General features: G+C 63.6%; 16 protein-coding genes. 10 read left to right on the forward strand and 6 right to left on the reverse strand.

The features are described 5' to 3' along the window. Positions 1 to 7 precede the first annotated feature (7 nt). The 5 genes from I6F17_RS07580 to I6F17_RS07600 form a co-directional block, all read right to left on the reverse strand. Positions 8 to 217 carry a hypothetical protein gene (locus I6F17_RS07580; RefSeq protein ID WP_036007926.1) on the reverse strand — a complete coding sequence of 70 codons (210 nt, stop codon included), beginning with the start codon at positions 215 to 217 and terminating at the stop codon, positions 8 to 10. A 218-nt stretch (positions 218 to 435) separates the two neighbouring features. Then, the gene (locus I6F17_RS07585) at positions 436 to 1305 is read right to left on the reverse strand and encodes a hypothetical protein (RefSeq protein WP_051056922.1); all 870 of its coding nucleotides are present in this window, start codon (positions 1303 to 1305) and stop codon (positions 436 to 438) included. A gap of 228 nt (positions 1306 to 1533) precedes the next feature. Beyond that, entirely contained in the window at positions 1534 to 1614 is an 81-nt protein-coding gene (gene pqqA / locus I6F17_RS07590; RefSeq protein ID WP_008562446.1) for a pyrroloquinoline quinone precursor peptide PqqA, read from the reverse strand. Between the two features lie 218 nt (positions 1615 to 1832). Next, the gene (locus tag I6F17_RS07595; RefSeq protein WP_225131823.1) at positions 1833 to 2318 is read right to left on the reverse strand and encodes a hypothetical protein; all 486 of its coding nucleotides are present in this window, start codon (positions 2316 to 2318) and stop codon (positions 1833 to 1835) included. Beyond that, positions 2315 to 2707: an EF-hand domain-containing protein gene (locus tag I6F17_RS07600; RefSeq protein ID WP_036042040.1), complete on the reverse strand. Its 393-nt coding sequence runs from the start codon at positions 2705 to 2707 to the stop codon at positions 2315 to 2317. The genes I6F17_RS07595 and I6F17_RS07600 overlap by 4 nt, the downstream gene beginning before the upstream one ends. A 318-nt stretch (positions 2708 to 3025) precedes the next feature. Between I6F17_RS07600 and I6F17_RS07605 the strand changes: the two genes are divergently transcribed. The 4 genes from I6F17_RS07605 (at position 3026) to I6F17_RS07620 (ending at position 7232) form a co-directional block, all read left to right on the forward strand. Continuing rightward, positions 3026 to 4690, forward strand: a complete 1665-nt coding sequence (locus I6F17_RS07605) for a methanol/ethanol family PQQ-dependent dehydrogenase (RefSeq protein ID WP_225131822.1) — start codon at positions 3026 to 3028, stop codon at positions 4688 to 4690. 11 nt (positions 4691 to 4701) lie between these two features. Beyond that, complete coding sequence (locus I6F17_RS07610) at positions 4702 to 5055, forward strand: cytochrome c (protein WP_225131821.1); 354 nt, start codon at positions 4702 to 4704, stop codon at positions 5053 to 5055. Continuing rightward, positions 5052 to 5981 carry a transporter substrate-binding domain-containing protein gene (locus I6F17_RS07615; protein ID WP_036042006.1) on the forward strand — a complete coding sequence of 310 codons (930 nt, stop codon included), beginning with the start codon at positions 5052 to 5054 and terminating at the stop codon, positions 5979 to 5981. Before I6F17_RS07610 ends, I6F17_RS07615 begins: the two co-directional genes overlap by 4 nt. Before the next feature lie 261 nt (positions 5982 to 6242). Further along, entirely contained in the window at positions 6243 to 7232 is a 990-nt protein-coding gene (locus I6F17_RS07620; protein ID WP_036007944.1) for a tripartite tricarboxylate transporter substrate binding protein, read from the forward strand. Positions 7233 to 7291: 59 nt separating this feature from the next. Here I6F17_RS07620 and I6F17_RS07625 read toward each other — a convergent pair whose 3' ends face one another. Further along, entirely contained in the window at positions 7292 to 8260 is a 969-nt protein-coding gene (locus I6F17_RS07625) for a helix-turn-helix domain-containing protein (protein ID WP_025037738.1), read from the reverse strand. 512 nt (positions 8261 to 8772) lie between these two features. On the opposite strand from I6F17_RS07625, the gene xoxF5 reads away from it, so the two are divergent. From xoxF5 to I6F17_RS07655, 6 genes are all read left to right on the forward strand, one after another. After that, positions 8773 to 10578 (forward strand): lanthanide-dependent methanol dehydrogenase XoxF5, encoded by a 1806-nt coding sequence (xoxF5, locus tag I6F17_RS07630; protein WP_225131835.1) that lies wholly within the window; start codon positions 8773 to 8775, stop codon positions 10576 to 10578. A 113-nt stretch (positions 10579 to 10691) separates the two neighbouring features. Then, positions 10692 to 11183 carry a c-type cytochrome, methanol metabolism-related gene (locus I6F17_RS07635; protein ID WP_225131834.1) on the forward strand — a complete coding sequence of 164 codons (492 nt, stop codon included), beginning with the start codon at positions 10692 to 10694 and terminating at the stop codon, positions 11181 to 11183. 60 nt (positions 11184 to 11243) lie between these two features. After that, positions 11244 to 12353 carry an S-(hydroxymethyl)glutathione dehydrogenase/class III alcohol dehydrogenase gene (locus I6F17_RS07640; RefSeq protein WP_225131820.1) on the forward strand — a complete coding sequence of 370 codons (1110 nt, stop codon included), beginning with the start codon at positions 11244 to 11246 and terminating at the stop codon, positions 12351 to 12353. Between the two features lie 31 nt (positions 12354 to 12384). Continuing rightward, positions 12385 to 12948 carry an S-(hydroxymethyl)glutathione synthase gene (gene gfa, locus I6F17_RS07645; protein WP_225131819.1) on the forward strand — a complete coding sequence of 188 codons (564 nt, stop codon included), beginning with the start codon at positions 12385 to 12387 and terminating at the stop codon, positions 12946 to 12948. A 649-nt stretch (positions 12949 to 13597) separates the two neighbouring features. Beyond that, on the forward strand, positions 13598 to 14050 hold the full coding sequence (locus tag I6F17_RS07650) for a (2Fe-2S)-binding protein (RefSeq protein ID WP_024342565.1): 453 nt from the start codon (positions 13598 to 13600) through the stop codon (positions 14048 to 14050). Position 14051: 1 nt separating this feature from the next. Beyond that, positions 14052 to 16364, forward strand: coding sequence for a molybdopterin cofactor-binding domain-containing protein (locus tag I6F17_RS07655; RefSeq protein WP_036042001.1), 2313 nt, complete (start codon positions 14052 to 14054; stop codon positions 16362 to 16364). Positions 16365 to 16436 lie beyond the last annotated feature (72 nt).

The following is a 16436-nucleotide window of genomic DNA, read 5'->3' on the forward strand; positions in this document are numbered from 1 at the left end:
TGGCAGCTCACGCCTTGTCGTTCGGGTGCGGATATTCGCAGCGCCACTTCACCGCGTGCCACTTCGGATGCTCACCGACCCATTGCGCGATATAGGGCGGCGCGGCCATCGCGCATTGCCGCGGCGACCCGGAATAGTGGAACACCAGATGCCGCTCCTCGCAGGTCGCAGGCGAGAGCACCGCGCACACAGTCACCACCAGGTCAATCGGGTTCATGCCGGGATCCTCTCGCAAGGGGGCGATGGAGAGATTAGCACATGAAGCTACGCGCGAAGGAGGGGGAAGTTTCATAGCGCCGAAGCCTCGTCATGGCCGGGCTCGGCCATCCACGCCTTGCCTCGTGGAACAAAGAACGTTGATGCCCGGGCCGTCGCCTCGCCGAAGCGGCTTCGGCCGCGTAGCCGGGAGAAGCCCGAGCATGACGACCTTCCGTGTTAGAAGTTCACGCCGAACACCAATCGCGCCTGATGCCGCTCGAAATTGACGAGGTCGAGATTGCCGCCTGAGCCGGCCGGGCGCCCCCAGGCCTGCATGCTCCAGCTTGCGGTGAGCCGGGAACGCTCGGAGAGCTGGAAATAGGCGGTGGGGCCGACAAACAGGGCCTGGCCTGAGAACTCGCTAAGGCCGATGCCCTCATATTGCCGGAAGTAGCGCATCTCGCCGCCAAGCAGCACATTGGGCCGCACGCGAACCAGGCCGGCAAACGCGGCCCCGATCGTCGAGCTCTTCTCGGATGCCCCTCCAATCTCGAAGCGCGCCCATTCCGGCTGGTAGATCAGGTTGAGGGCGCCGATGGCGAAGTTCGGAATGAGTTCGCGGTCGAAGGCGAGCGTGAATTCGGTGCCGTACATCCGCCCTTTCGCGCCGCTGGTCTCGTCGATGCGGTCGCCGTGGAGCTCGGCCGCAATCGTGAAGCCGAATGGTGCGCGCTCGCGGTCGAGCAGGCGATAGCGCAGGTCAAGCGAGATGCCCTGGAAGTTGAACTGGCGGCGGTCGTCTATATCAGGGACGCCGGTGATGTGGTGCAAGCTGGCGGTGCCGCCGACCTCGACACGAAAATTCGGCAGCGGCACGACCTCGATCTCGACCTCATGTTCAAGGGCGCGATAAGCGCCCCCGCCTTTGCCGAAGCGCCCCGTCGTCTGGGTCTGGAATTCGCGCTCGCCGACATTGCCGATATCGGTGCCGATCATGAAGCCGAAGATGTGCTCGGTATCAAAACCTGCCTCGGCGCTGCTGCGCGCCGGCGCCAGCACGATCGCGCACACGATCACCGTCCAGAACTTGCAGGCTCTGCCGCCCATCCCGTGCCCCAAAGGCGCGCGCCGCTGTGATGCGGCAGCAGCGCTGACCGGGCGTCAGCGTAACACACTGCCGCAGAGCACGGTCGAAATTTTGCGGGGAAAGAATTGAAGCCCCTCCACGTGCGGCTTTCGCGCGATCCGCAAAGCATGGAGCACGGCGAGGCGCAGATCCGACACTGCCACGGCTCCGACGGCGTTTGCCATCGAAGCCGCGGCAGGTCGTCGGTCTTACTTGCGCGAGGCGCAGGCGTACATGTTGATTTCCATGCCGACCGGCACTTCCACGATCTTCGGAGCTTTCCAAGCCATTCGGGTCTCCCAAGGTATTGAGCGCGACATCGCGCGGCGAAAAACCTAGGGCTGCGTCGAGTGCAGTTCAAGCCTCGATTCGACTGCCGTCGCGTCTGTGCCGATACTTCGCGGCCGCAATTTCTCTCTCGGACAAAGCAAGTTCCCTCCTGGTCAAACACGACCAGCGAGACACCGCCTTGTGCAATGCACCGCGCGTCCAATCGACAACGGTGCCGTCAGCAGTCCTTGTCGGCCATTTCGGCATTCGGCTTGGCGCCCGCGGCGCGCTGAGCCGCCGTCGGCTCGCTCTGCATTTGCCGCTGCGCATCCTCGGACGACGCCGGCGATTCACCGCTGGCCCGGTTCATCGTGCTGGTCGGAGGATGCTGGCTGCTATCGCTCGCCGAACCGGACGTGTGCGATTGCGCGGAGCCCACGGTGACAGGGCCAGAACCGGCATCCTTGTCGGTCTTGTCGGTGCTGGCGCTGCCGGTGTTGCAGGGACCGGCGACCGCAACCCCGGCGCTCAGCGTCAGGATTGCGCAGGCAGCAAGAAGGGAACGCTTCGTATTCATTTGCATCTCCTTTTCTCCCGCAGCGCAGCCCCGGCGCCGGCAGGACATGCGGAGAAACAGGCCGAGCAGCCCGATGTTCCCGAGCGTCAGGCCGGAATGATCGCAAACGTTACGCTCGTCATGCCCGTTCCGCTTGCGGCGCTTCACCGGAGCAATCGTACGAGCGCGCGCCCGGCACGCGAATTCAGCTCCTTCGCATCCAGCGTTCCATCCTTGTCGGGATTGGCTGCGTTGAAACGCTGCTCGACCACCGACAGATATTCGTCGAGGGTGAGGGTCCCGTCGCGGTCGGGGTCTGCCGCGGCGAGTTCTTTCGCGCTCAACCGTCCACGCAATTCGCGCGCATCGAGCGTGCCGTCGCGATCGGGATCGAGCTTTGCGAACGAGGCGGCGGCCACCTTCTTCACCTCGGCAAGATCGAGCGTGCCGTCATTGTCGGTGTCGAACAACTTGACCGCATTGCCGGAGGCCGACCACGCCGGACCGGCCGAAAGTGCAATCACAAGTGCAAGGACAATCGAGCGAGCCGAAATCATCGAGACCTCCCTGACATAGCCCCGGATCAATTGGGGCAGAGCCGAGATAAACCCGCAAGCGGCCCTCGGTTCAAGTCCGGACCTGCAACTTGCGCGCGCCACAACCGGTAGAGATGCATTGCCCTGCTCCCAATAGTGCTTCGCGTCGCGGAATTTCTCAGCGTCTGCGCACAAGTTGGAGTTGCCTTTGTCAGGTTTCCGTCAGGTGACCGCCGACGATATCGGCACGGCAGTTACGACTTTCGTATTGACGCGTTTTGGTTTCCGACGGAGTGTTGCAGCCGCAGCGTCAAAAGGCGCGCATTTTGGGAGGAACGGATGAAACGCTTTGCGATGGCCGCGAGCCTCGTCATGCTTGCGTCAACCTGTGCAAATGCACAAACCACCGAGCAGCTGGTCAAGGGTGCGACCGACACGTCGAACGTTCTCAATTACGGAATGGGCTACAATCTCCAGCGCTTCTCGACGCTGAAGCAGATCAACAAGGATACGGTCAAGAATCTCGTCCCGATCTGGAATTACAGCTTCAATGACGATCGGAGCGAGGAATCGCAGCCCATCGTCTATCAGGGCGTCATCTACGTCACCTCGCACAATGCCACGATGGCGGTCGATGCTAAGACCGGCAAGCAGATCTGGAAGAGCAAGATCGAATATCCGGCCGAGACGCCGCGAATTGTCTGCTGCGGCATCATTAACCGCGGCGTCGCGATTCACGAGGGCAAACTGTTCCGTACGGCGCTCGATGCCCACGTGATTGCCATCGACGCCAAGAACGGCAAGGAGCTGTGGCGGCAGAAGGCAGCCGACATCAAGGAAGGCTATTCGATGACGGTGGCGCCGCTCGTTGCCGACGGCGTCGTCATCACCGGCATTTCCGGCGCCGAGTTCGGCACAAGGGGCTTCATCGACGGCTGGGATCCGGCAACGGGCAAGCATCTCTGGCGGACCCATTCGATCCCCTCGCCGGACGAGCCCGGCGGCGACACCTGGAAGGGCGACACCTGGAAGCTCGGCGGCGGCTCGACCTGGATCACCGGCTCTTATGACCCCGAGCTGAACACGATCTATTGGGGCACCGGCAATCCCGGCCCGTTCAACTCGGCGGTGCGCCCCGGCGACAATCTCTACACCTGCTCCGTCCTGGCGCTAGATCCCAAGACCGGCAAGATCAAGTGGCACTACCAGTTCTCGCCGAACAATCCGTTCGACTACGACGCCGTGGCCGAGATGGTGCTCGCCGACGTGAACATCGAGGGCAAGCCGACCAAGACGCTGATGAATGCCAACCGCAACGGCTTCTTCTACGTGCTCGACCGCACCAACGGGAAGCTGCTCGCGGCTAATCCTTACGTGAAGGTGAATTGGGCGACCGGCATCGACATGAAGACCGGACGTCCGATCGAGACCGACGTGTCGAAGGACGCACGCGAGGGCAAGAAAGTGACGGTCTATCCCTCGATCCTCGGCGGCAAGAACTGGGAGCCGATGTCGTTCAATCCGCAGACCGGCCTTGCCTATGCCAACACGCTCGCGTTCGGCGGCAGGTACAAGACCGAGCCCGTGACCTACAAGCAGGGCGAATGGTACCTCGGCATGGACCTGACCGACCTCTGGGAATACGGCGACGGGCCGCGCGGCCATCTCAAGGCCATCGATCCCATGACCGGCAAATCGAAATGGGAAGCGCCGAGCGACATTCCGCGCTTCTCCGGCGTGCTCTCGACGGCCGGAGGCGTCGTATTCTCTGGCGCGCTGACCGGCGAGTTCGAGGCCTTCGACGCCGACACCGGCAAGAAGCTCTGGCAGTTCCAGACCGGCTCCGGCATCGAGGGACAGCCGGTGACCTGGCAGCAGGACGGCGTGCAGTATGTCGCCGTGACGAGCGGCTATGGCGGCGTCTACTCGCTGTTCTCCGGCGACGAGCGGCTTGCCAACGTGCCGCCCGGCGGCTCGCTGTGGGTCTTTGCGGTCAAGCAGTAAACACGGGTACGATGCTGAAAGTGATCTCTCACAAGACGGCGGCGATGATCGCCGCCGTCGCGGTGCTCTCGGTCGCGCATGCGGCGACCGTCCGCGCCGATGACACCACCGGCAATTCCATGCAGGCGCAGATCGACCATGGTAGGTCGACCTACGCCTCGAAATGCTCCCACTGCCACGGCCCCAATCTGATGAATTCCGGCACCGTCACGCCGGATCTGCGTGCCATTCCCGACGACAAGACGCGCTTCGTCACCACGGTGAAGAACGGCAAGAACAACAAGATGCCACCCTGGGCCGACATTCTCAGCGACGACGAGATCGGAAACCTCTGGGCGTTCGTCTCCAGCCGGAGGAAGCCATGACGGGCCGGCGCGTTGCCTGGAGCGTTGCGGCCGTTCTGTCCGCGATGGCGTCGGTCGCTCTCGCAGCCGACGATCCTCTGAAGGTCTGTCTCGACGAGGACCGGCCGCCGCTCTCGGTGCATCGCCGCGACAAGCCGGATGCTGGCTTCGACGTGCTGCTGGCGCAGGCGATCGCCGAGCGGATGGGACGCCCGCTGAAGATCCAGTGGTTCGAGAGCAGGCTGGATGAGGATTCGAGCCCGCAGCTCGAGGCCAATGCGTTGCTCTCGGACGGGCGCTGCTCGCTGGTCGGCGGCTACGCGCTGACGCAGGATTCGCTTGTCGCACCCGGGATGAAGACAGCGCGCTTGCCGGGTTTCGCCGGCGCCACGCGCGACGATCGGCGGCGCCGCGTCCCGCTCGGCGTGCTCGCGCCGAGCCAACCCTACATCTATTCGCCGATGACGGTGGTGCTGGGGCCAAAGGCGCGCGGGCGCAAGGTCGGCGACATCGGCGATCTCGCCGGCCTTCGTCTCGCCATCGAAAGCGGATCGCTCGGCGACGCCATCCTGATGACCTTCGACAAGGGGCGCCTGATCGACAACATCACCCATCTCGTCCCCGGCCGCGACGATCTCCTCGGCGGACTCGAGCGCGGCGACCATGACGCGACGCTGATCGATCTTGCCCGCTTCGACGCCCATCGCGCCGCGCACCCGGACACGGCGATCACGGCGTCCGGCTACTATTATCCGATCGGAGCCAATCGCGGCTATGTCGGGCTCGCCAGCGATGGCGCGCTGATCGCGGCCGTCAACAAGGCGCTGACTGAGCTCACGGCTTCGGGCAAGATCGCCGAGTTCGGCAAGCAGGCCGGCCTCACCTATCTGCCGCCGCGCGAGCCCGCGATCCTCGGCGATGTCTGGACGAAGATCATCCAGCGGTGATACGGACTCACGTGGCAGACATCACCGCTGTCATGCCCCGGCTTGACCGGGGCATCCAGTACGCCGCGGCCCATCGAATCAACCACAACGGTCTCGGAGTACTGGATCGCCCGGTCAAAGCCGGGCGATGACACCGAGTGGATGGCACGGCCATCGAATAGGCACCGCACAGACGAATTGAATGCGCCAATCTGTCTCGCCTGCGGCCCATGGCAGCGACGGCCTGATGCAGTAGGTTCGGCAAAAATCAGGGAGAGAATCATGTCCGCCAAGCTCGATCGCCGCCACTTCATCGCCGCCGGTACCAGTGCACTGGCGATGCCGTTCGTCGCGCGCGGCGCATCGGCGCAGGGCGGCTGGCCGGCGCGGCAAATTCGCATGATCTGCAGCTATCCCGCCGGCGGCCAGACCGACCTGCTCGCGCGCGCCTATGGCGAGTTCATCTCCAAGCAGGTCGGCAAGACCGTCGTCATCGAGAACAAACCCGGCGCCTCCGGCGCGATCGGGACGGCGGAAGTCGCCCGCGCCGAGCCCGACGGCCACACCATCCTGTGCTCGATCTCGACCACCTACATCATGAACCGTGTGGTGATGAAAAATCCCGGCTACGACATGGACAAGGATCTGACGCTCGTCAGCGTCATTCCCGGCGCGGGTCTGTTGCTGGTCGCGAACCCCAAGACCGGGGTCAAGACGCTGGAGGATTTCGTCGCCTTCGCGCGCAAGAGCGGCAAGGTGAACTTCGGCACCTACAGCGCGGGCTCGGCCCCGCACATGACCGTCAACGAGCTCAACAAGCAGTATGGCCTCAACATCGAGCCGGTGCATTATCGCGGCGAGGCGCCGATGTGGACGGGAATGCTGGAAGGCACCCTCGATGCCGCGATGGGCAGCTACACGGCCGCGCAGTCGGTCCTGCAAAGCGACCGCGGCACGGTGTTCGCCGTGCATTCGAAGAAGGTCGATGCGATCCCCGCGATCAAGACCCTTCCCGAGCAGGGCGCCACGTCGAAATTCTTCACCGTGAGCGGATTCACCGGCTGGGCCGTGCCCAAGGCGACGCCGCAAGCCGTGGTCGACCGCCTGGCCGAGCTCTGCGTCGCCGCCAACACCGATCCGAAAGTGAAGGAGGTTCTCTCGACTTTCGTGCTCGAGCCCGCGATCGGCTTCAAGGAAACCAATGCGCTGTACCAGCGCGAGCTGCCGATCTGGATCGAGAGCGCGAAGTCGTTGGGCCTCGAGCCGGCCTGATCAGAAAGTTGGGCGCATCGGGAGGACGGCCTCGCCGGCCGCTTCTAGAAAAACCGCGTCTAATGCTCGCCCGAGCTCGCAGCGCCCTGCTGTGCCTTGTGGATCGAGGACGGCACCACGCCGAAGTATTTCCGGAACACCCGGCTGAAATGCGATGAGCTGGAGAACCCCCAGGAGAAGGCGACGTCGGTGATGGTCTTGCCGGCATGGGCCTCGAGCTCCTGGCGGCAGTTCTGCAACCGCGCCTGCCAGATGTAGTCGCTCACTGTGGTGCCGCGCTCCGAGAACAGCATGTGCAGATAGCGCTTGGAGCAACCGAGCTCGGCCGAGATCTGGTCGATGCACAGATCCGGGTCGCGCAAGTGCTCCCGGATGAAGAACTGCGCGCGCACATACATCGCTTCGGGCCCGACACGATCGAACATCGTGTCGGCTTCGCGCAGCGGCAGCAGCAACAGGTCGATCAGCGAATCGGCGACGCCGACCGCGCTGTTGGCCGACAGCTTTGCCGCCTCGTCGAAGGTGGCATGGACGAAATCGTGGGCGATCCGCCCGGTCCCCGTCTTCGCCGTCAATTTGCACGCCGGCATCCGCTGCGACGGGAATCCGCGGTCGCGCAGCAGCGCCTTCGGCACGATCACCACGTCGTGACGGGTAAAGGCGGGACTGATGATCGAATGCGGACAGGAGACGTCATAGGCGATGATGTCGCCCGGATTGATCTCGATGTGACGGCCTTCTTGTTCGAAATAAGACACGCCGTAGGTCTGGAAGTGAATTTTTATGTACGGGTGTTCATTGGCCTTGGCGCGCGCCAGCGTGTGCGCGATGCGATGCTGGCTGACCTCGATCTGGCAGAGCTTCAGGCGCGAGACCGTGGTGTAATCGATGCGACCTTCGAGCGAGGACGCTTCCAGCGGATCGACGTCGAAATGCCCGCACAGGCTCGTGAGCCCGTCGATCCAGCTCTGGATCTGCCGCTTCGGCGTCATTCCGGTCGTCGAGAGCGTGTGAATGGTGTCGGACATTAATCCAGCCACTGATTTGATCCGGAGGTTCGGCGCGAATCGCAACCAGCGCTGCCGGAGCCCTCAGCCGTGATTGCGTGACGTTTACCTCGCATTTGAGCGGTCTCTTGCAACGAGCGCCATCGTTCCATTGCCACTCTTGAAACTTAATCCTCCGCCTTAGTTGCAGCGCCGTCAAGGGGAACCTGAGCGCCGAGGCGGCCTCGAGGGCGCACCGAAGCCGCTGAATTCGCTACTGCAAAATCAAAATCTTCACCTCCGTGCGCTGTCGAGCAAACCGCCTTCGCTCTTGGGCAAGTTTCCCGATGGCGAAGCCGTTAGGGATTGCGGCAGGAACAACAAGAACGGGCCGCTCCTGCACGTGGACCCGTAGCTCTCATCAGGAGGAGGAAACAGCACAGCATCGTTTCTGGTCCCCACGCGACCGCCCTGCACGAGCAGACGCCGGACGAGAAGCCCGGTGATTGAGCAATGCTTCGGAAACAATAAACGAGACCAACGGAGGAATGACTATGCGCAAGGTGCTACTGGCGACCTGTCTTGGTTCGGCGGCGGCTCTCGCCGTCGGCAGCGCTTCAGCAAATGACGAGCTGATCAAGATGTCGCAGAACCCGAAAGACTGGGTGATGCCGGCGGGCGACTACGCCAATACCCGCTATTCGAAGCTGAACCAGATCAACGCACAGAATGTCGGGAAACTCCAAGTTGCCTGGACCTTCTCGACCGGCGTGCTACGTGGTCACGAAGGTGGCCCGCTGATCATCGGCAACATGATGTACGTCCACACGCCGTTCCCGAATAAGGTCTACGCTATTGACCTTTCGCAAGAGAACAAGATCGTTTGGAAGTACGAGCCGAAGCAAGATCCGAACGTCATACCCGTGATGTGCTGCGACACCGTCAACCGCGGCCTGTCCTACGGCGACGGCAAGATCATCCTGCATCAGGCCGACACCAACCTCGTCGCGCTCGACGCCAAGACCGGCCAGGTGGCCTGGTCCGCGACCAACGGCAACCCCGCGAAGGGTGAGACCGGCACGTCGTCTGCGCTGGTCGTCAAGGACAAGGTCCTGGTCGGCATCTCCGGCGGCGAGTTCGGCGTGCAGTGCCATGTCACCGCATACGACCTCAAATCCGGCAAGCAGGTCTGGCGCGCCTATTCCACGGGCCCGGATGATCAGATCAAGGTCGATCCGGCGAAGACGATGTCGCTCGGCAAGCCGATCGGCCCGGACTCTTCGCTGAAGAGCTGGCAGGGCGATCAGTGGAAGATCGGCGGCGGCTGCACCTGGGGCTGGATCTCCTACGATCCCGCTCTGAACCTCGTCTATTACGGGTCGGGCAATCCCTCGACCTGGAACCCGAAGCAGCGTCCCGGCGACAACAAGTGGTCGATGGCGATCTTCGCCCGCGATGCCGACACCGGCATGGCGAAGTGGGTCTACCAGATGACGCCCCACGACGAATGGGACTATGACGGCGTCAACGAAATGATCCTCAGCGATCAGCAGATCAACGGTCAGAACCGCAAGCTGCTGACGCACTTCGACCGCAACGGCCTCGCCTACACGATGGACCGCGAGAGCGGCGAACTGCTGGTCGCGGAGAAGTACGACCCGAAGGTGAACTGGACCAGCGGCGTCGACATGGACAAGAACTCGCCGACCTACGGCCGTCCCAAGGTCGTCGCACAATACTCGACCGAGCACGGCGGAGAGGACAAGAACACAAAGGGCATCTGCCCGGCCGCGCTTGGCACCAAGGACCAGCAGCCGGCAGCCTACTCGCCGGACACGCAGCTGTTCTACGTTCCGACCAACCACGTCTGCATGGACTACGAGCCGTTCAAGGTGAGCTACACCGCGGGTCAGCCCTATGTGGGTGCGACGCTCTCGATGTATCCGCCGCAGGGCGAAAGCCACATGGGCAACTTCATCGCCTGGGACAACAAGACCGGCAAGATCGTCTGGTCGAACAAGGAGCAGTTCTCGGTCTGGTCGGGTGCGCTCGCAACCGCCGGGGGCGTGGTGTTCTACGGCACGCTCGAAGGCTATCTGAAGGCGGTCGACGCCAAGACCGGTAAGGAGCTCTACAAGTTCAAGACTCCCTCGGGCATCATCGGAAACGTCACCACCTATGAGAACAATGGCAAGCAATACATTGCCATTCTCTCCGGCGTGGGTGGCTGGGCCGGCATCGGTCTGGCGGCAGGCCTGACCGACCCGACCGCAGGCCTCGGTGCGGTCGGCGGCTACGCTGCCCTCAGCAACTACACGGCGCTCGGCGGTACCCTGACCGTGTTCTCGCTGCCGAACTAAACCCGTCAGCATCGCTCCGGCGCGTGGATCGCTCCACGCGCCGGCTCGTCTCCACCGAATGCCGGCCGAGGAACAATCTCTTGCGTCAAATCTGCTCTGTCATTGCTGTGATGATGATCTTCGTTGTGTCCGGAGGAAGCGCGGTCGCAGAGGGTCCGGGCGACCCGACCGCCGTGAAGAAGGAAGACGACGGAAAGTGGCTCGATAAGGACGGAAACCCGACCTACAAGATTTCGGCCGACGGCACCGTGGACTGGTTCACCTATTCCGGATACCGCCGCTATCATTCGGACTGTCACGTGTGTCACGGCCCCGACGGCATGGGATCCACATACGCGCCGGCGCTGAGGGATTCCGTGAAGTCGATGAGCTACGGCGACTTCCTCGGCGTGGTCGCCTCCGGCCGCAAGAACATCTCGGCCGCGCAGGAGAACGTCATGCCAGCCTTCGGCGACAACCCGAACGTCGCCTGCTACATGGACGATCTCTACGTCTATCTCCGCGCGCGCTCCACCGACGCCGTGGGCCGGCAGCGTCCTTCGAAAAAGGAGGAGAAGACGGAGGCCTATACCCAGGCCGAGGACGCCTGCATGGGCAAGAAATGAACGTTACGAAGGCTGCCAGGACTACTTCTTGGCGCCTGATGAGAATTTGAGGAGCTACCGATGAAGACACGTGCCGCCGTTGCTTTCGAAGCCAAGAAGCCGCTCGAGATCGTCGAGGTCGATCTGGAAGGCCCGAAGGCCGGCGAAGTCCTGGTCGAGATCAAGGCGACGGGCATCTGCCATACCGACGCCTACACGCTCGACGGCTTCGACAGCGAGGGAATCTTCCCTTCGATCCTGGGACATGAGGGGGCCGGCATCATCCGCGAGATCGGCCCGGGCGTGACCTCGGTCAAGCCGGGCGATCACGTCATCCCGCTCTACACGCCGGAATGCCGGCAGTGCAAGAGCTGCCTCAGCCAGAAGACCAATCTCTGCACCGCGATCCGCGCGACGCAGGGCAAGGGCGTAATGCCCGACGGGACCAGCCGCTTCTCCTACAAGGGCAAGCCGATCTACCACTACATGGGCTGCTCGACCTTCTCGAACTTCACCGTGCTGCCCGAGATCGCGGTCGCCAAGATCCGCGAGGACGCGCCGTTCGACAAGAGCTGCTACATCGGCTGCGGCGTCACCACCGGCGTCGGCGCCGTCGTCAACACCGCCAAGGTGACGCCGGGCTCCAACGTGGTCGTGTTCGGCCTCGGCGGCATCGGCCTCAACGTCATCCAGGGTGCCAAGATGGCCGGCGCCGACAAGATCATCGGCGTCGACATCAACGATTCCAAAGAGGAATGGGGTCGCAGGTTCGGCATGACCGACTTCGTCAACCCGAAGAAGATCACCGGCGACATCGTTCAGCACCTCGTCAGCCTCACCGACGGCGGCGCCGACTACACGTTCGACTGCACCGGCAACACCACCGTGATGCGCCAGGCACTGGAGGCCTGCCATCGCGGCTGGGGCACCTCGATCATCATCGGCGTCGCCGAGGCCGGCAAGGAGATCGCCACCCGCCCGTTCCAGCTCGTCACCGGCCGCAACTGGCGCGGCACGGCCTTCGGCGGCGCGCGCGGGCGCACCGACGTGCCGAAGATCGTCGACTGGTACATGAACGGAAAGATCCAGATTGATCCGATGATCACCCACGTGCTCAAGCTCGAGGAGATCAACAAGGGCTTTGACCTCATGCACGAGGGCAAATCCATCCGTTCAGTCGTCGTGTTCTAGCTCGAAAACGTCACACCAAGGAGGATCGACCATGACTGTTGCACTCCATCCCTCGATCGACAACGGCATCAAGCAAGGCAGCGGCAGCTTCGCCGGCGGCACGCTGGTCTGCAAATGCAGCGATCACCCGGTGAAGGTCGGCATCAAGGGCGACGTCGCCCACAACCACGCCTGCGGTTGCACCAAGTGCTGGAAGCCGCAGGGCGCGACTTTCTCCGTCGTCGCCGTCGTGCCGCGCCAGAACGTCACCGTGCTCGAGAACGGCGACAAGCTCCAGATCGTCGACCCCTCCGCGGTGATCCAGCGTTACGCTTGCAAGGCCTGCGGCACGCACATGTACGGCCGCATCGAGAACAAGAACCATCCGTTCTACGGCCTCGATTTCATCCATCCCGAACTGTTCCAGGAGCAGGGCTCGCAGGCGCCGCAATTCGCCGCCTTCGTTTCCTCCGTGATCGAATCGGGTGTGAAGCCCGAGCAGATGGCCGGCATCCGTTCGCGGCTGAAGGAGATCGGCCTCGAGCCCTATGACTGCCTGTCCCCGGCCCTGATGGACGCGATCGCGACCCATGTCGCGAAGGCCAAAGCCGCTTAGGAAGACTGCCTGGGACGTCCGCCTGAACTGGCCGGCCGCCGGATCTTGGCTACACCATCCGCAGCTCGCTGGCGTTCGTTGCCGCCAGCGAGCCTCACGGGTCCCGGCTGCCGGGACCACCGCGGCGCGATGCCGCCGCTTCTGCACCACGCGTGGGTGAGGACCATCGGCTCCTCAGTCCTGGTCTCTGAATGACTGCGCAGGACCGTCCGCTTCCTGCTTGAAGTTCGCGGTGCTCTGCGTTCTCCCTCCCTCGACTGAGGCCTACTGCTTCGTCCGTTCGGTGCAGCCGGCGGACGAAGCTTTTTTCGTTGCGTCCATTTGATACGCAACGTGGCGGATGACGCGCCCTGCTTTTGACAAACCGTCGATGCAATCTTTTCCCGGTGAGAACACTCGGCTGTGAACGCCGGGTGGGCGCGATCTCTGCTAAGGTCGCGCCGTCACGATGCCGCACGACGTACAATCAATTAAGAAGAAAACGGGAGGTATCGAGCACATCCAGACATCGCTAGCTGCGTTCCTGCCTCCTTCCGGGATTTGCCCGCGCGGGACCACGGCGGGATGTGGCGAGACGACGCACGAACCGTCGCCGGCCGGCGTCGGCGGACTTTGAATTTGGCATGCTTATTAAGAGCGAGGCACGATCATGATCAAGGTGAAGATCAACGGCCAGGAACAGAGCTGGGACGGTGACCCGGATCTCCCGCTACTCTGGTTCCTGCGTGACGAGGCCGGGCTCACCGGCACTAAATACGGCTGCGGCCAGGCGCTGTGCGGCTCCTGCACGGTCATCGTCGACAAGCAAGCGGTGCGCGCCTGCATCACGTCCGTCAACGACGTCGCCGGACGCGAGGTCACCACGATCGAAGGGCTGCATCCGAACGGCGATCACCCGGTGCAGAAGGCGTGGCGCCAGGTCAACGTGCCCCAATGCGGCTTCTGCCAGGCCGGCCAGATCATGCAGGCCGCGGCGCTTCTGATGGAGAATCCCAAACCCTCGCATGACCAGATCCGCGAGGCGATGTCCGGCAACATCTGCCGTTGCGGCTGCTATCAGCGCATCGAGAACGCCGTCCATCTCGCATCGACGGGAGTGTGACATGAACTTCATCGACAATCCCCGCAAGCTTCGCGGCTTCGAAAAGCACATCAAGGTCGAGAAGGTGTCGCGCCGCAGCATCCTGAAGGGGCTCGGCGTCACCGGCGGCTTCGTGCTCGCCGCTCCCGTGATGTCGCGCCAGGCGCTCGCCTATGAGACCGGCGCCGGCAAGATGCCGCATGGCGTCGTGGTCGATCCGCGCGTGTTCGTTTCGGTGGGCGCGGATGGCATCGTCACCATCGTCGGGCATCGTTCGGAAATGGGCACCGGCGTGCGCACCAGCCTGCCGCTGATCGTGGCCGAGGAGATGGAGGCCGACTGGTCCAGGGTCAAGGTGCAGCAAGCCCATGGCGACGAGGTCAAGTTCGGCAACCAGGACACCGACGGCTCGCGCAGCACGCGGCATTATCTGATCCCGATGCGCCAGATCGGCGCTTCCGCCCGCACCATGCTGGAGCAGGCCGCGGCCAAGCGCTGGGGCGTGCCGGCAACCGAGGTCAAGGCGGTGAACCACGAGGTCGTGCACAGCGCCAGCGGGCGCAAGCTCGGCTTCGGCGAGCTCGCTGCCGACGCCGCCAAGGAATCGGTGCCCAGCATCGAGGGCCTCAAGCTGAAGGACCCCAAGAACTTCCGCTATCTCGGCAAGGGCCAGATCGGCATCGTCGATCTCCACGACATCACCACCGGCAAGGCGAACTACGGCGCCGACGTGCGGCTGCCCGGCATGAAATATGCCGTGATCGCCCGCCCGCCGGTGACCGGCGGCAAGCTGGTCAAGTTCGAACCGGAGGAGGCGCTGAAGGTCCCCGGTGTCGAGAAGGTGATGCAGGTGCGCGGCTGGCCGTGGCCCTCGAAATTCCAGCCGCTCGGCGGCGTCGCGGTGATCGCGCGCAACACAGGCGCGGCGATCAAGGGCCGCGACGCGCTGAAGCTGACCTGGGACGACGGTCCCAACGGCAAATACGACTCCGTCGCCTACCGCAAGGAGCTCGAGGAGGCCTCGCGCAAGCCCGGCCTCGTGCTGCGCAAGGAGGGCGACGCGGACGCTGCCCTGAAGAGCGCCGACAAGGTGATCGTCGGCGAATACTACCTTCCGCATCTTGCTCATGTCGCCATGGAGCCGCCGGTGGCGGTCGCGGACGTCAAGGGCGACAAGGCCGAGATCTGGGCGCCGGTTCAGAGCCCCGGCGGCACCCGCGAGGACGTCGCCAAAACGCTCGGCATTCCCGAGGCCAACGTCACGGTCAACGTGACGCTGCTCGGCGGCGGATTCGGACGCAAGTCGAAATGCGACTTTGCGCTCGAAGCCGCGCTGCTCTCGAAGGAGCTCGGTGCTCCGGTGAAGGTGCAGTGGACGCGGGAGGACGACATCCACAACGGCTTCCTGCACACCGTCTCGGTCGAGCGGATCGAGGCCGGCCTCGACAAGAGCGGCAAGGTGATCGCCTGGCGCCACCGCAGCGTGGCTCCCAGCATCGCCTCGACCTTTGCCGCCGGCACGGTGCATCAGGCGCCGTTCGAGATCGGCATGGGCCTGGTCGATATGCCGTTCGAGATCGCGAACATCTCGTGTGAGAACCCGGAAGCCGCGGCGTTCACCCGCATCGGCTGGTTCCGCGCGGTCTCGAACATCCCGCGCGCCTTCGCCGTCCAGTCGATGGTCGGCGAGATCGCGCAGGCAACGGGCCGCGACCAGAAAGACATGCTGCTCGAGCTGATCGGCTCGCCTCGCATCGTCAAGCCCAACGTGAAGGACCTCTGGAATTACGGCGAGCCCCAGGACAGCTACCCGATCGACACCGCGCGCCTGCGCAAGGTGGTCGAGCTGGTCGCCGAGAAGGGCGAATGGGGACGAAAGGTGCCGAAGGGCCACGGTCTCGGCATCGCCGTGCACCGCAGCTTCGTCAGCTACATCGCGACCATCGTCGAGGTCGCCGTCGACGACAAGGGCAAGCTGACGGTGCCGCGGGTCGACACGGCGATCGATTGCGGCACCTATGTCAACCCCGAGCGCATCGCTTCGCAGATCGAGGGCGCAGCAATCATGGGGCTCAGTCTCGCCAAATACGGCGAGATCACCTTCAAGGACGGCAAGGTCCAGCAGAAGAATTTCGACGACTTCCAGGTCGTCAGGATGGACGACTCGCCTGTAGTGACCAACGTCTACATCGTGCCGCCCGGACCCGACACGCCGCCGAGCGGCGTCGGCGAGCCCGGCGTTCCTCCGTTCGCACCGGCCCTGATCAACGCGATCTTCGCAGCGACGGGAAAACGCATCCGCGCGCTTCCGATCGGCAAGCAATTGGAGGCGTGAGACGGAACCGAAGTGCGAGGCGGAACACAAGCCGCCTGGCGCCGTTTCCATCGATCTGACAGGAGCAGATCG

Origin of the sequence: Bradyrhizobium sp. NBAIM18 (assembly GCF_020193825.1) — a bacterium.
Lineage (GTDB): Bacteria > Pseudomonadota > Alphaproteobacteria > Rhizobiales > Xanthobacteraceae > Bradyrhizobium > Bradyrhizobium yuanmingense.